We start from the raw sequence: 15,277 nt of genomic DNA on the forward strand, positions 1-15,277 counted from the left end.
GCCGCCGAAGCCCTCGGCCACTCACTCCGCTCACGGGTCATTGCATTCCCCGTTCGGATCCGAGGGTCTCCCTTCGGTCGAACCTCGCTCCGTTCGGGCCTCACCCTTCAGCCACCAGGAATCGCAGAACAACGCAGCCGCGCTGCGACCGCACCGCAACCGCCGCCACGGCGGCCTACTGGACTTCGGAGAGGACGTCGAGACAGGCGACGTGGTCGCCGTCGGCGAGTTGCATCACCCGGACGCCCTTCGTGTTCCGGCCGACGGCCGAGATGTCCTCGACGTGGGTTCGGATGATCTGGCCGCGCTGGCTCATCACCACGAGGTCGTCGTCGGCGGTGACGGTCTCGATCGCCGTCACGCCGCCGTTGCGGTCGCCGGTCTTGATGTCCTTCAAGCCCTTGCCGTAGCGCGATTGGGTTCGGTACTTCCCCATCGGGGTGCGCTTGCCGTAGCCGTTCTCGGTGAGCGTGAGGAGGTCGTGGTCGTCGTCGGCGACCACCAGCCCGGCCACCGCGTCGTCGTCGGTGAGTTTGATCGCGTTCACCCCGCGGGCGCTCCGCCCCATCTCGCGGGCCTCCCCCTTCGGGAACCGGATCGCCATCCCCTGCTCGGTGGCGACGATCAGGTCGCCCTCGTCGTCGGTGACGGTCACGTCGACGAGTTCGTCGCCGTCTTCGAGCCGGGTGGCGATCAGGCCGTTCGAGTGGATGTTCTCGAAGTCGGTGGCGCAGGTCCGCTTGATGTACCCCTCGCGCGTGACCATCGTGAGGCACTGGTCCTCGTCGTCGAGGTCGTCGGTCGCCACCACAGCAGTAATATCCTCGCCGTCGTCGAGGTCGACGAGGTTCACCGCGGACTTCCCGCGCGCCGTCCGACCCATCTCGGGCACCTCGTAGACCTTGAGCCGATAGACGTAGCCCTGGTTGGTGAAGCACAGGAGATAGTCGTGGGTGTTGGCCCGGAAGACCGCCGACACCCTATCGCCTTCCTTGAGTTTCGTGCCGATGATCCCCTTGCCACCGCGACCCTGGGCCTCGAAGTTCGCCGCCGGCATCCGCTTGATGTAGTCGTTCTGGGTCACCACCACGACCACCTCCTCCTCGGGGATGAGGTCCTCGCGGGTCACGGTGCCGTAGTCCTCGACGATCCGCGTCCGGCGGTCGTCGGCGTACTCGGCTTTGACGTCCCGGAGTTCGTCGGTGATCACCCGGTCGAGCTCGGCGTCGCTCCCGAGGATGGTTTCGAGCCGGTCGATTTCCGTCTGAACGTCCTCGTACTCCGCCTCGATCTCCTCGACCTCGATCGAGGTCAAGCTCCCGAGCTGCATCCGAACGATGTGGTCGGCCTGGCGTTCCGAGAGGTCGTAGGAGTCCTGGAGGGCGGCCTTCGCCGCGTTTCGGTCCTCCGCATCTCGAATGCGCTCGATGACGTCCTCCGCGTTTTCGAGCGCCGTCAGCCGGCCGTCGAGGATGTGGGCTCGGTCCTCGGACTCGGCGAGGTCGTGTTCGGTGCGCCGACGGACCACCTCGCGACGGTGGTCGAGGTAGTGCCCGAGGAGCTGTTTCAGGTCGAGGACCTGCGGCTCGCCGTCGACCAGCGCGAGGTTGATCACCCCGAAGGTCTTCTCGAAGCAGTGTTCGAGGAGCTGGTTCTCGACGACGTCCGTCAGGGCACCGCGTTTGAGGTCGATGACGATCCGGATGCCGTCCCTGTCGGACTCGTCACGGAGGTCGGAGACCCCTTCGAGGGTGCCGTCGTTGACCAGGTCCGCGATGTGTTCGACGAGTTTGGCCTTGTTCTGCTGGTAGGGGAGCTCGGTGACGACGATCCGATCTCCACTCGAGTTCTCCTCGATCTCGTAGCTCGCGCGCATCCGGACCCGACCGCGACCCGTGGTGTAGGCCGAGTGGATCGCCTCGCGACCGACGATCTCCGCGCCGGTCGGGAAGTCGGGGCCCTTCACGTGTTCCATCAGGTCCTCGACGACGCAGTTCGGGTTCTCGATGAGGTGGATCGTGGCGTCGATCACCTCCCCGAGGTTGTGCGGCGGGACGTTGGTGCTCATCCCGACCGCGATACCGGACGAACCGTTGACGAGGAGGTTCGGGAAGGCCGCCGGAAGCACGTCGGGCTCTTCGAGGCGGTCGTCGTAGTTGGGGACGAAGTCGATGGTGTCCTTCTCGATGTCCGAGAGGAGCTCCTCCGCGATCGGGCTCATCCGGGCTTCCGTGTAGCGCATCGCCGCCGGCGGGTCGCCGTCGACGGAGCCGAAGTTACCCTGGCCGTCGACGAGCGGTGCGCGCATCGAGAAGTCCTGGGCCATCCTGGCGAGCGCGTCGTAGATCGCCGAGTCGCCGTGCGGGTGGTAGTCGCCCATCGTGTCGCCCACGACGGAGGAGGACTTCCGGTGGCCCGCACGGGAGGTGACGCCCTCCTCGTGCATCGCGAAGAGGATCCGGCGGTGGACGGGTTTGAGACCGTCGCGAACGTCGGGGAGCGCCCGACCCGCGATGACGGACATCGCGTAGTCGATGTAGGACTGCTCCATCTCGTCCTCGATACGAACCGAATCCATCGACGCGTCGGGACCGCTTGGGGGAATATCAGAACTCATGGATCAGGGGTGTGTCGCGGTTTCGGTGGCCGGTCGGCCGCCGCGGCGGTGCGGCGGCGCGGTCGCGGTACGGTTGCGGTACGGTTGCGGTACGGTTGCGGTGCGGTCCTGGTGGATGAAGGGCGACGGCGCGAGTGAAACGAGCGCCGGAGGGCTTCTGCGGTGCTGTGCGGTCGCGGTGCGGCGTCGGAAGGTATCGTACCGCGAGCGAGGCGGAGCCGAGCGAGCGGCCTTTTTTGATCCACATTTTTTGGCCGGGGTTGAGGACCGCGAAGCGGTCCGATTCCCCGGTGAAAAAAGGTGGGGGTGCATTAGATGTCCACCCACTCGGCGTCGGTCGCGTGGCTCTTGATGAAGTCCCGGCGGGGCTCGACCGCGTCGCCCATCAGCACCGAGAACATCCGGTCGGCGGCGGCGGCGTCCTCCAGGGTGATCCGCTTGAGGATCCGGTTTTCGGGGTTCATCGTGGTCTCCCAGAGCTGGTCGGGGTTCATCTCGCCGAGGCCCTTGAACCGCTGGACTTGGTCGGGCGAGCCGTCGCACTTCTCCTCAACGATCCGGTCGCGTTCGGCTTCGGTCATCGCGTCGTAGGTCTCGCTGCCCTTCCGGATCCGGTAGAGTGGCGGCTGGGCGGCGTAGACGTAGCCCGCCTCGATGAGCGGCTTGAGGTAGCGATAGAGGAGGGTGAGATAGAGCGTCCGGATGTGCGCGCCGTCGACGTCGGCGTCTGTCATGATGACGATCTTGTGGTATCGAGCTTCCTCGATGTCGAACTCCTCGCCGACGCCCGCGCCGATGGCGGTGATCAGGTTGCGGATCTTCTCGTTTTCGAGGATTCTATCGAGCCTGTGTTTCTCGACGTTGAGCACCTTGCCGAAGAGGGGGAGGATCGCCTGAAACTCCCGGTCGCGACCCTGTTTCGCGCTCCCGCCCGCGGAGTCGCCCTCCACGATGAAGAGCTCGGCCTCGCTCGGGTCGCGGGTCTGACAGTCGGCGAGTTTTCCTGGCAACGCAGTGGATTCGAGCGCCGACTTCCGGCGGGTGAGCTCCTCGGCTTTCTTCGCCGCGCGGCGAGCCTTCGCGGCCTCGACGGCTTTGCTGATGGCCGCCTTCGCGGTGTCGGGGTGCTCCTCGAAGTAGGTATCGAGGTGCTTGTGGACCGCGCTGGCGACGATACCGTTGACCTCGCCGTTGCCGAGCTTGGTCTTTGTCTGGCCCTCGAACTGCGGGTCGGGGTGTTTGACCGAGATAACCGCAGTGAGGCCCTCGCGGATGTCGCTGCCCTTCAGCGTGTCGCCGTCGAGCGGGTCGAGCAGGCCGTTCTCCTTGGCGTAGTCGTTGACGACTCGTGTCAGCGCGGTCTTGAACCCCGTGAGGTGGGTCCCGCCCTCACGGGTGTTGATGTTGTTCGCGAAGGCGTGGATCGAGCCCTGAAGCTCGCTGGTGGTCTGCATCGCCACCTCGATCGCGACCTCGCCATCGTCGATGGTCGCGGTGTCCTCGAGGTAGATCACGTCCTCGTGGAGCGCGCTCTTCGACTCGTTAAGGTAGACCACGAACTCGCGGATGCCGCCGTCGTACCGGAAGCGCTCCTGGCTGTCGTCGCGTTCGTCCCTGAGCTGGATCTCGACCCCGGAGTTGAGGAAGGCGAGCTCGCGCAACCGGGTCGCGAGCGTCGTGGTGGCGAAGTCCGTCGTCGAGAAGACCTCCTCGTCGGGCCAAAAGCGGAGCTCCGTGCCCGTCTCCTCCTCGGGGTCGAGGTCGCGAACCCGTTCGAGGTCGCCGTCGGGTTCGCCGTGGTCGAAGCGCTGTTTCCAGACCGCGCCGTCGCGTTTGACGGTGACCTCGACCCACTTCGAGAGCGCGTTGACGACCGAGACGCCAACGCCGTGGAGTCCCCCGGAGACCTGGTAGGACTCCTTGTCGAACTTCCCGCCGGCGTGGAGCACGGTCATGATGACTTCGAGCGCGGACTTCCCGTTCTCGTGCTCGTCGACCGGGATCCCGCGGCCGTCGTCGGCGACGCTCACGGAGGGGTGCTCGCCGTCGTGGATCGTGACGGTGATCGAGTCACAGTACCCGGCGAGCGCCTCGTCGATGGCGTTGTCGACGACCTCATAAACGAGATGGTGGAGCCCGCGGGCGTCCGTCGACCCGATGTACATCGCCGGACGCTTTCTGACAGCCTCGAGGCCTTCGAGGACCTGAATCTGCCCCGCTCCATACTTGTCTTGCGACATATAATCTATCGATTCGTAGCAGTCCTGGCGGCATAAGTCTCCCGCACGCGCGCTATGGGTATGCCGGCGCTGACGCCGTGATACACCGGTTGACGGCCGAGGAGGCGGGTGGTTTTCGCCGGCCACCGACTCGGTCGTTCCCTCCACTTCCACCGTGGTACCATCGGGGTTTTAACCGTCCCCGAAATACCACCACCAATGCCATCCCTCCAATCGACACTCGACGATGGGGGGGTCGCCGCGGAGCTCGCGGAGGGCCAGCGCGCGATCTCCATCGCCGAGTTCTTCGAGAAGAACAAGCACATGCTCGGGTTCGACAGCGGTGCCCGAGGTCTCGTCACCGCCGTGAAGGAGGCGGTCGACAACGCGCTCGACGCCGCCGAGGAGGCCGGCCACCTCCCCGACATCTACGTCGAGATCGAGGAGGTCGGCGACTACTACCGCCTCGTCGTCGAGGATAATGGACCAGGTATCACCGCCGAACAGCTCCCCAAGGTCTTCGGGAAACTCCTCTACGGCTCGCGATTCCACAAACGCGAGCAGGCCCGGGGTCAGCAGGGGATCGGTATCTCGGCGGCGGTGCTCTACAGTCAACTGACGAGCGGCAAACCCGCGAAGATCACGAGCCGAACGGGCGGAGGGGAGGCGAAGTACTTCGAGCTCATCATCGACACCGACACCAACGAGCCCGAGGTCTCGGTCGAGGAGACGACGACCTGGGACCGACCCCACGGGACGCGGATCGAGCTCGAAATGGACGCGAACATGCGCGCCCGGGGCCAGCTCCGGGATTACATCAAGCACACCGCAGTGGTGAACCCCCACGCCCGGATCGAGCTCCGCGAACCGGGTGGGGAGTTCAAGGCCGAGCGCGCGACCGACGAACTCCCGGCCGAGACCGAGGAGATCCGACCCCATCCCCACGGGGTCGAGCTCGGCACGCTGCTGAAGATGCTTGACGACACCGACTCCTACAGCCTCTCCGGGTTCCTCCAGGAGGAGTTCACGAGGGTCGGAAAGAAGACCGCCGCGAACGTCATCGCGGCGTTCAACGACCGCCACTACGGTCGCGAGATGGCGTGGCGAACGCCGCACGACGGCGAGGCGATCGAGGCCGCGGTCACCGACGTGGTGGCGAACAAGCGCGCCGAGGACGTCGAGGCGTTCGCCGCCCGCGTGGCCGAGACCGTCGGGGAGCGCGACCGCCTCGCACACCACGAGCTCGAATCGCTCGTGACGACGGCGGCGGGCGAGACCAACACCGAGACCGGTACGACGTTCGGCGAGACGGTGTGTGAGAAGGCCGTCGCGGCTGCGTGGGAGGTGATTCGGGAGAACCGTGAGAGCGACCTCTACGAGCTCGCCGACGACGCGACGAGCACCCGAAAGGACAGCTCGACCATCGAGCCGTTCGCCGACCGGCTGGCGGCGAAGTTCGAGGGCGGGCGCGACCGCCTCCGACGCGACGACCTCGCCGAGTTCGTCGACCGCGCGGCGGCGATGACCGAGGAGCGCGACGGGGTCTCGTTCGGCGAGACCGCGCGCGAGAACGTCGTCGAGGCCGTCTGGGGGGTCTGTCGGGCGGTGCCCGACGACCCGCCGAACGTCACCGAGGTGGCCGGGGACCGCGACACCGCGAGCGCGCTGTTGGACGCGATGGGCGCGACGGACATCATCGCGCCGCCGACCGACTGCCTCTCGCCGATCACCGCCGAGCTCGTGCGCTCGGGGCTCGAAAAGGAGTTCGACGCGGACTTCTACGCCTCGGCGACGCGGGACGCGGGCGTCCACGGCGGCGACCCGTTCATCGTCGAGGCCGGCATCGCCTACGGCGGCGAACTCCAAGCCGAGGGTAGCGTCCAACTCATGCGCTTCGCCAACCGGGTTCCCTTGGTCTACCAGCGCGGCGCGTGTGCGACGACCGACGTGATCAAGTCGATCGGCTGGCGGAACTACGGGCTCGACCAGCCCGGCGGCTCGGGGATGCCGAACGGGCCGTGCGTCATCATGATCCACGTCGCCTCGACCAACGTGCCGTTCACCAGCGAGTCGAAGGACGCGATCGCGAACGTCCCCGGGATCGAGGACGAGATCGAGCTCGCGGTCCGTGAGGCCGCCCGCGAACTGAAGAGCTACCTGAAGAAGCGCCAGTCGATGCAACAGCGCCGCCAGAAACAGGACGTCCTCGGAGCGATCCTCCCCGAGATGGCGACCAAGCTCGCCGACGTCACCGAGCGTGAAGAGCTGGACATCGACGACTCGCTCGCGCGGATCATGAACAACGTGCTGGTCGAGCGCCGTATCGAGGACGACCACGTCGAACTCGTCGTCGAGAACCACTCCTCAACGGGCGAGAGCCCGGAGCTCACCGAGATCGTCTCGGCCGAGCCCACGGCGGTCTCGGACGGCGCGCGCGTCGTCGAGATGGACGGCGAGTGGTTCATCAAGTGGTCGCCCGAGGTGAGCGGCAACGACGAGGCCACCCTCGAGTACGACCTCGCCGACGCCGACGCCGCCTTCGACCTCGACGTGACCGGTATCGACGACGCGAAACTCACCGTCAACGCCTAACTGTCACCAACAGCACCCACCCATGAGCACCGACACACCCGACATCGACGCCTCGGCGCGCGAGCGGCTCATCGACCTCGCCGCCGAGTTCTACGACCAGTTCGCCGCGGGGGAGGTCCCCGAGATGCGCCTCCCGACGCGGACGAAATCCAACATCGAGTACGACGAGGACTCGAACGTCTGGGTCTACGGCGACCGCGAGAGCACGCGAAGCGCGAACTCCGTTCGTGGCGCGCGCAAGCTCCTCAAGGCCATCTACACCATCGACTTCCTCGCCGAACAGCTCGACGAGGACCGCTCGTCCACCCTGCGTGAACTCTACTACCTCTCCGAGAGCTGGGGCGAGAAGGAGGCTCAGTTCTCCGACCAGGACGAGTCGAACCAGCTGATCGAGGATCTGGAGATCGTGTCCCACGTCACCCGTGAGGACTTCCACATGCGCCCGGAGGAGTCCGGCGCGAAGCTCATGGGACCCCTCAGAATCCGCGAGCAGACCAACCGCGGCGACCGCGAGATCCACTGCCAGGACGACGTGGGCCAGGGCGGCTATCAGATCCCGAACAACCCGGACACCATCGAATTCCTCGACCACGACATCGACTTCGTCCTCTGCGTCGAGACCGGCGGGATGCGCGACCGCCTCGTCGAGAACGGCTTCGACGAGGACTTCAGTACCCTCGTGGTCCACCTCGGCGGCCAGCCCGCGCGTGCGACCCGGCGGATCATCAAACGCCTCCACGACGAACTCGATCTCCCAGTAGTCGTCTTCACTGACGGCGACCCCTGGTCCTATCGGATCTACGGGTCGGTGGCCTACGGCTCCATCAAGTCCGCTCACCTCTCCGAGTACCTCGCCACACCCGAGGCGCGCTTCATCGGTATCCAGCCCGCGGACATCGTGGAGTACGATTTACCTACTGACCCCCTCAGCGACTCGGACATCAACGCGCTCGAAAGCGAACTCACCGACCCGCGATTCCAGACCGACTACTGGCGCGAACAGATCGAACTCCAGCTCGACATCGGGAAGAAAGCCGAACAGCAGTCGCTCGCGGCCCGCGGTCTGGACTTCGTCACGGACACCTACCTCCCCGAACGGCTGACCGCGATGGGCGTGTTGTAGCTCGTCCTCGATTTCGCGGGCCGAAGCTGACGCGGCCGCAGGTTTATCCCGGATGGCGGGCAAGACCATCCATGACGGGGATCGTGAAGACGGACGACGTGCTCGGCGGGAACGCGCGCCTCGACGGCCGTCGGATCGCGGTGGTCGACGTTGCCGAGCGAGTTCTGGACCACAACCACGCTCCCGAGTACGTCGCCGACCAGCTCGATATCGAGATTTCGGCGGTCTACGCCGCGCTCGCGTACTACTACGACAACATCGAGGAGATGAACGCCGCTCGCGAACGGCGTCGAGAACTCGATGCGGTCCTGAAAACCCGTTCGAAGGCACCGGAAGCCGTCGAACACTGAGGGATGCCTCGGCTTTCGTTCCGCGCCGACGAACACGTCGACAGGGCGTTTATCACGGCACTCAGAGCCGAAGGCTACGATGTTTCGACGGTAGAAGCGGACTACGAACGGGGATTGAGTGACGAGGACCACCTCGCCGAATGTCGGGCGAACGGGCGGGTCGTGCTCACGAACGACGACGATTTCACGAGATTAGGGCTTGATGTGGAACACGCCGGCATCGTCCGCTACAGTGACCAGGGCCTCTCGCCGGGTGCGTTCGTGCGGGGGATCAGACGTATCGACACACATCTCTCCGCCGACGAAATGAGCGATCACGTCGAGTGGTTGGAGCAGTGGCTCTGAGGGCGACCGCAGAGACCCAACCGTGTTTCCCACAAGAGGGTCAGCATTCACCCCTACTTTTCCTCCTCGGGTTAGCTCGTTGTGGCTCACGGGTCGCTCCGCTCCCCGTTTGCATTGAGGTTCTCACTTCACCCGAACCTTGCGCCGCTCGTTCGCGGAACAACCACTAACCTTCCGCACAGCACCGCTTCCGCGACCGCCACACGCCTCCCCAGCCGATTCGCTTCGCTCGGACTCCGTCCTCGCTCGCTCATCCACCGTCGGAGCTTCGCTCTGACGAGCCTGCACTCGCGTTGCTCGCACAGACCTCGCACGGTGTCAGGGGTCGGCGCTCACCGTCGTTCGCACCGACGCGAGTGCGCGCCACGGTGATTGGTCGGGAGCACGGGGAGGTATCCGCGCCATCGACAGTCGCGGGGTTGAAGACGGTCGCTCGCTCACTGCGGGGTATGTCGAGGTCAGACCTCGCGGGGCGGGTCACGGACGTGCTCACCGTCGACGTCGATGAGTTCAACGCCCGCGCCGAGGAGGAGGCCGCGGTCGTCAAACGCGAACTCGATGCGGGCACGTTCGACAACCCACAGGCGATGATCGGGCTGGAGTACGAGTTCTACGGGGTGAATCGCGGGACGAGCGCGCTGGCGCGGGTCCCGCGCCGACTCCTCGAGTACATCGGCTTCGAGAAGGAACTCGGGCTCCACAACGCCGAGATGTGTACCAGCCCGCAGCCGCTCAACGGCTACGGGCTCCAGGCCCAGGAGGCGGAAGTCAACGCCCGCCTGCGGACCGCGCTCGACGCCGTGGCGAGTTCCGACCTCCGGCTGGTGAGCGACGGGATGTGGACCATCCCCCCGGAGGGAGAACCCGCGAACGAATACCTCACCAGCAGCGTCGCCGACGACGGGATCCGGATCGCCTCGAACATGAGCGAGTCCGTGCGCTATCACGCGATGGCGAACACCGAGGGGGCGGATTCGGCTGGGATGCGCCTCGACGCACCCCACGTCTCGCTCTCGGCCGACACCGTGATGCCCGAGAGCCTGATCACCTCGATCCAGCCCCACTATCAGGTCTCCCACGCCGCCGACCTCCCCGAGTACTTCGCCTACGCGCTCCGGGTCGCGGGCCCGCTGCTCGCGCTCGGCGTCAACTCGCCGTTCTTCCCGCCGGACCTCTACGACGACACCCCCGCAGAGCGCATCCTGGACGACGGCTGGATGAGCAATCGGGTCCACGTCTTCGAGGCCGTCCTCAACCCCGATGGCGGCACCGGGAAGGTCCGCTTCCCCCACGACCTCGATTCGGCCGAGCAGGCCGCCGAGCGGATCGCGAACGACGACACCGTGGTCTCGATGCCGGTCGAGGAGACCAACCGGTTCGACGACGCGTTCTCGACCTTCCGGGTGAAGCACGGCACCTACTGGCGGTGGGTGCGCCCCGTCTTCGACGGCGCGACCGAGTCGGCGGCGAACGCTCGGATCGAGTTCCGGCCGATCGCGGGCCAGCCGACGGTCAGGGACGCCATCGCGTTCCAGGCCGCCTTCGCGGGCCTCCTCGAAAGCCTCACCCGACGGGAACACCCCGTCGCGAGCCTCGACTGGCAAGACGCCCACGAGAACTTCTACGAGGCGGTCTATCACGGGCTCGACGCCGACCTCGTCTGGATCACCAACGACGGTCGCGAGACCCGGGACTACGAGGAGATCTTCTCGGACCTCTTCGCTCACGCGAAGGACGGCCTCGAATCCCGCGGGCTCTCCGAGAACGAGACGGCGAAGTACCTCTGGCCGCTCCGCCAGCGCGCCCGCCACCGGGTGACCCCGGCGGACTGGAAACGAAACGAGGTCAGAACCCGCCTCGACGACGGCGAGGGGTTCGCGGACGCCGTCCACGGGATGCAGCGCGCGTACATCCAGCGCCAGTCCGAGACCCTGATCGGCGACCACAGCTTCGCCGACTGGATCGCCGACTGAGTGACGACCGGCCGCCCGCGGCGGTCTGCGGTGCGGTCGCGGCGCGGTGGCCGTCGCGGCCAGCGGAGTGGTGTTGTTCCTGGTGTCTCGGCGAGCGTCAGCGAGCCGAGGCTCAGGAGAGCGGTGCTCTCCTGGTGGATGAAGGGCGAGCCGCGCGAGCGAGGCCGGAGGCCGAGCGAGGAGCGAACGGAGTGAGCGCACGGCGAGGGCTTCGGCGGTGCGGTTGCGGGAGCGGTGCTGTGCGGGGTCGTTAGTGATCGTACCGCGAGTGAGCCGAAGGCGAACGAGCGGCAGTTTTTAGTCCAGGTTTTTGCGACGAGTGGTTAGCGAGCGCAGCGAGCTAACCCGAGGAGGAAAAAAGTGGTCTCAGTAGAACTCGCGAACGAGGTCCGTCGCGTCCTCGGGTGCGCCGTCGGGGATGTCGGCCATGTTGGCGTCGAGGTCGTGGCGCTCGTTGTAGGGCACCGAGTCCTCGTCCTGGTAGAGCACGCCCATGTACTCGGTGTCGTCGTCGGCGATCTTCTCGAGAGCCGCGTCCCTGTCGTTCGAGTCGTGGTCGGTCTCGTCGAGGTCGACGATCGAGTCCCGGAAGTAGTCGTAGGTGTCGACGTCGTTGAACGTCACGCACGGGCTGTAGACGTTGACGTAGCCGAAGCCGTCGTGTTCGATCGCCTGCTGGACGAGCTCGGCGTGGCGCTGGGCGTCCGAGGAGAACGACTGGGCGATGAAGCTCCCGCCGGCGGCCATCGCGAGCGCCTTCGGGTTGACCGGCTCCTGTTTCGGCCCGTCGGGCGAGGTCGCCGTCTCGAAGTCCTCGCGGCTGGTCGGCGAGAACTGGCCCTTCGTGAGGCCGTAGATCCGGTTGTCCATCACGACGTAGGTCATGTCCATGTTGCGGCGGACCGCGTGGACGAAGTGGCCCGCGCCGATGGAGTAGCCGTCGCCGTCGCCACCCGAGACCATGACTTCGAGGTCGGGGTTGGCGCTCTTGACGCCGATGCCCACGGGCAGAGCGCGGCCGTGGACGCCGTGGAGCGCGTAGCTGTGCATGTACGTCCCGATCTTGCCCGAGCAGCCGATACCGGCGACCACGAAGGTGTTGTCGGGGTCGTTGCCGGTGTTCGCGAGGGCTTTCATCATGCCGTTCATCGTCCCGAAGTCGCCGCATCCGGGACACCACGTCGGCTGCTTGTCGGACTTGAAATCCGTGAATCTGACGTCTGAGCTCATGTGGGGACCTCCTGTGGCGTGTCGAGTTCCTCGGTGATCCGCTCGGCGAGTTCGTCGGCCTTGAACTGCACGCCGTTGTACTTGTTGACGCGGTTGACGCGGGTAAGGGTGTCGTGTTCGAGTACGTCCGCGAACTGGCCGGTCGCGTTACACTCGACCACGATGACCTCCTCCGCCTCCTCGAACGCCTCGGAGAGGTCGGGTCGCGGGAAGAGGTAGGGCACCGAGAGGAACCGGACGGAGACGTCGGCCTCTTCGAGGAACCCGATCGCCTCGCGCATCGCCCCCTCGTTCGAGCCCCACGAGACCACGAGGGTGTCGGCGTCGGGGTCGCCGAACTCGCGGTAGTCCCACTCCTCCTCCTCCTGAGCGGTCTGAACCTTCTGGTTTCGTTTGTCGACCTGCTCGATACGGACGTCGGTGTCCTCGGTTCGCCGACCGAGCTCGTCGTGTTCGAGCCCGGTGGTCATGTGCGCGCCGCCCGAGGTCCCGGGGAGGGTGCGGGGGCTGACGCCGTCGGCGGCCGGGAAGTGTGGCTGGAACTGGTCCTTGTCGTTGAGCCACGTGTCGATGTCGTTCTCGTCGACGAGTTTCCCGCGGTCGACCTCGACCGCGTCCATGTCGAACTCCTCGGGCTCGTAGGTCTGTTCGGTGACCGAGAGCGCCAGGTCCGCGACTAGGTATACCGGCGTCTGGTACTTCTCCGCGAGGTTGAACGCCTCGACGGTCTTGTGGAAACACTCGGCGACCGTGGTGGCCGCGACCACGAATCGGGGGATCTCGCCGTGCCCCCCGTAGAGCAGCATGTCGAGGTCGCCCTGTTCCTGTTTGGTCGGCATCCCGGTCGAGGGCCCCGAGCGCATCACGTCACAGATCACGAGCGGGGTCTCGCTGGTCGCGACGAGTCCGAAGGTCTCGGTCATCAGGTCGATCCCCGGACCCGACGTGGCGGTCATCGAGCGCGCGCCGGCCCGTGCCGCGCCGAGCGCCATGTTGATCGCCGAGAGTTCGTCCTCGGCCTGCATCACGTGGCCGCCGTAGCGTTCGATCCGGCCCTTCAGGTACTCCATCACGTCCGTCGCGGGCGTGATGGGATAGCCCGAGTAGAACCGGCAACCGGCGGCGATCGCCCCCATGCCGATGGCCTCGTCGCCGTTCAAGAGGACGTAGTCGCTGTCGGTGGTCTCGACGTCGTAGCCGAAGTCGTCGCGGTCGTACTCGTCCTGGACGTGTTCCTCGCCGAGCCGGGCGGCCTTCTTGTTGTTCTCGACGATCGACTGGCCCTTGTTGCCGAAGCGTTTCTCGAGCGCCTCGTCGAGGTTCTCGATCGGGAAGTTCGCCACTTCGCACGCGGTCCCGAGTGCCACGATGTTCTGCATGATCGCGCCACCGGCGTCCTCGGCGAGCGATTTCAGCGGGACGGGGAGCCCGATCATCCCCTCGGGGGCCTCGAAGTCCTCCATCATCGTCCGCTCGCCGTCGTAGATGATGACCGAGCCCTCGTGGAGTTCGTCCATGTTCTCCTCGACCGTGCGTTGGGTCAACGCGATCAGGATGTCGAGCCGGTCGACGACGCTCTCGACCTTCTCGGTCGAACTCCGGACCTTGTAGGCCGTATAGCCGCCGCGGATGCGCGAGGCGAAGTCCTTCGAGGTGAAGACGTGTCGGCCCGCGCGCGAGAGCGCTTGAGCGAAGATCTTGCCGGTGGAGTTTATCCCGTCGCCGGCTTCCCCGCCGATGGCCCAGTTCAGATCGTCTGGCATGTGCTTGAACCGCGTACGCCATCTGCGGAGGAAAAGGCTTCGGAACACTGACCGAAGTCCCTTTGGCCGAAACCCACCGAGGCGAGCTATGGAACCAACACCGACCACCGTCGAGGGGGTTCGCGACGTCGGGCCGGATACCGTCGCGCTCGACCTCGTTACTCCAGGGGGATTCGACGCCCACCCCGGCCAATTCGTCAAACTCACGCTCGATGTCGACGGCGAGCGCGAATCGCGCTTCTACACCCTCTCCTCGCCCGCGGTCGCCGAGACCTTCGAGGTCACGGTCGGGATCGACCCCGACGGCGACCTCGGGCCCCGACTCGCGAGCCTCGAACCGGGCGACAGTATCGAGGTCGCGGGACCGTTCGGCAGCGCCCACTACGAGGGTGAATCATCCATCGCCGTGCTCGCCGGCGGGCCGGGTGTGGGCCCCGCCGTCGGCGTCGCCGAGCGCGCGCTCCGCGACGGCGGCGCGGCGAGCGTCGTCTACCGCGACGACGACCCCGCCCATCGCGAGCGCCTCGACGCGCTCCGCGAGGCGGGCGCGTTCGTCACGGTGCTCGACCCCGAAACGGAGCTCACCGACGCGGTCGAAGAGGCGCTCGAAACCACCCCCGACGCCCAGGCGTTCGTCTACGGCTTCGCCGACTTCCTCGACGACGCCACCGCGGCGCTCGCGGCCGCCGGCGGCGACCCCGACGACGCGAAGGTCGAGAACTTCGGGTAACACACACCCACTTTTTTACTTCGTCGGGTTCGCGCTCCGCGCGAACCGCTCCTCGCAAAAACCTGGACTAAAAACTGCCGCTCACTCGCCTTCGGCTCGTTCACGGTGAACCGCGCTCACTTCGCTCGCGCGGACGCTACCATACCCCGCAACCACACCGCCGAAGCCCTCGGCGCGCGCTCACTCCGTTCGCTCGCGCGCCTCGCCCTTCATCCGCCAGGCACCGCGACCGCACCGCCACCGCCCCGCGACCGCCGACCGCACCGCGGCGGCCACCGCACCGCCGCACCGCCGGCCGGCCCGAAGGTCCGAGATCGAGCGGAACGGTGGGTTGA

The 15,277-nt window shown here is 66.4% G+C and carries 10 protein-coding genes; 6 read left to right on the plus strand and 4 right to left on the minus strand.

All coding sequences use genetic code 11. The features are described 5' to 3' along the window. Window positions 1-175: 175 nt before the first annotated feature. Complete coding sequence (gyrA, locus tag GT355_RS10500) at window positions 176-2,617, minus strand: DNA gyrase subunit A (protein WP_192928003.1); 2,442 nt, start codon at window positions 2,615-2,617, stop codon at window positions 176-178. 311 nt (window positions 2,618-2,928) lie between these two features. Further along, window positions 2,929-4,857, minus strand: a complete 1,929-nt coding sequence (gyrB, locus tag GT355_RS10505; protein ID WP_160134596.1) for a DNA topoisomerase (ATP-hydrolyzing) subunit B — start codon at window positions 4,855-4,857, stop codon at window positions 2,929-2,931. A gap of 198 nt (window positions 4,858-5,055) precedes the next feature. Between gyrB and GT355_RS10510 the strand changes: the two genes are divergently transcribed. From GT355_RS10510 to GT355_RS10530, 5 genes are all read left to right on the plus strand, one after another. Further along, a complete protein-coding gene (locus GT355_RS10510) occupies window positions 5,056-7,428 on the plus strand; it encodes a DNA topoisomerase VI subunit B (RefSeq protein ID WP_160134597.1) in 2,373 nt (790 codons plus the stop codon). Between the two features lie 22 nt (window positions 7,429-7,450). Further along, window positions 7,451-8,551, plus strand: coding sequence for a DNA topoisomerase IV subunit A (locus GT355_RS10515; RefSeq protein ID WP_160134598.1), 1,101 nt, complete (start codon window positions 7,451-7,453; stop codon window positions 8,549-8,551). A 71-nt stretch (window positions 8,552-8,622) separates the two neighbouring features. Further along, window positions 8,623-8,901, plus strand: coding sequence for a DUF433 domain-containing protein (locus GT355_RS10520; protein ID WP_160134599.1), 279 nt, complete (start codon window positions 8,623-8,625; stop codon window positions 8,899-8,901). A gap of 3 nt (window positions 8,902-8,904) precedes the next feature. Then, window positions 8,905-9,246, plus strand: a complete 342-nt coding sequence (locus GT355_RS10525; protein WP_160134600.1) for a DUF5615 family PIN-like protein — start codon at window positions 8,905-8,907, stop codon at window positions 9,244-9,246. 449 nt (window positions 9,247-9,695) lie between these two features. Beyond that, window positions 9,696-11,219 (plus strand): glutamate-cysteine ligase family protein, encoded by a 1,524-nt coding sequence (locus GT355_RS10530; protein ID WP_160134601.1) that lies wholly within the window; start codon window positions 9,696-9,698, stop codon window positions 11,217-11,219. Between the two features lie 366 nt (window positions 11,220-11,585). Here the strand turns inward: GT355_RS10530 and GT355_RS10535 are convergent, their stop codons facing one another. Continuing rightward, window positions 11,586-12,449 carry a 2-oxoacid:ferredoxin oxidoreductase subunit beta gene (locus GT355_RS10535; RefSeq protein ID WP_120072268.1) on the minus strand — a complete coding sequence of 288 codons (864 nt, stop codon included), beginning with the start codon at window positions 12,447-12,449 and terminating at the stop codon, window positions 11,586-11,588. Continuing rightward, window positions 12,446-14,212: a 2-oxoacid:acceptor oxidoreductase subunit alpha gene (locus GT355_RS10540; protein ID WP_160134602.1), complete on the minus strand. Its 1,767-nt coding sequence runs from the start codon at window positions 14,210-14,212 to the stop codon at window positions 12,446-12,448. Before GT355_RS10540 ends, GT355_RS10535 begins: the two co-directional genes overlap by 4 nt. A gap of 88 nt (window positions 14,213-14,300) precedes the next feature. On the opposite strand from GT355_RS10540, the gene GT355_RS10545 reads away from it, so the two are divergent. Further along, window positions 14,301-14,942 carry an FAD-binding oxidoreductase gene (locus GT355_RS10545; protein ID WP_160134603.1) on the plus strand — a complete coding sequence of 214 codons (642 nt, stop codon included), beginning with the start codon at window positions 14,301-14,303 and terminating at the stop codon, window positions 14,940-14,942. Window positions 14,943-15,277: the final 335 nt, after the last annotated feature.

Source organism: Halococcus salsus, assembly GCF_009900715.1.
GTDB classification, from domain to species: Archaea; Halobacteriota; Halobacteria; order Halobacteriales; family Halococcaceae; genus Halococcus; species Halococcus salsus.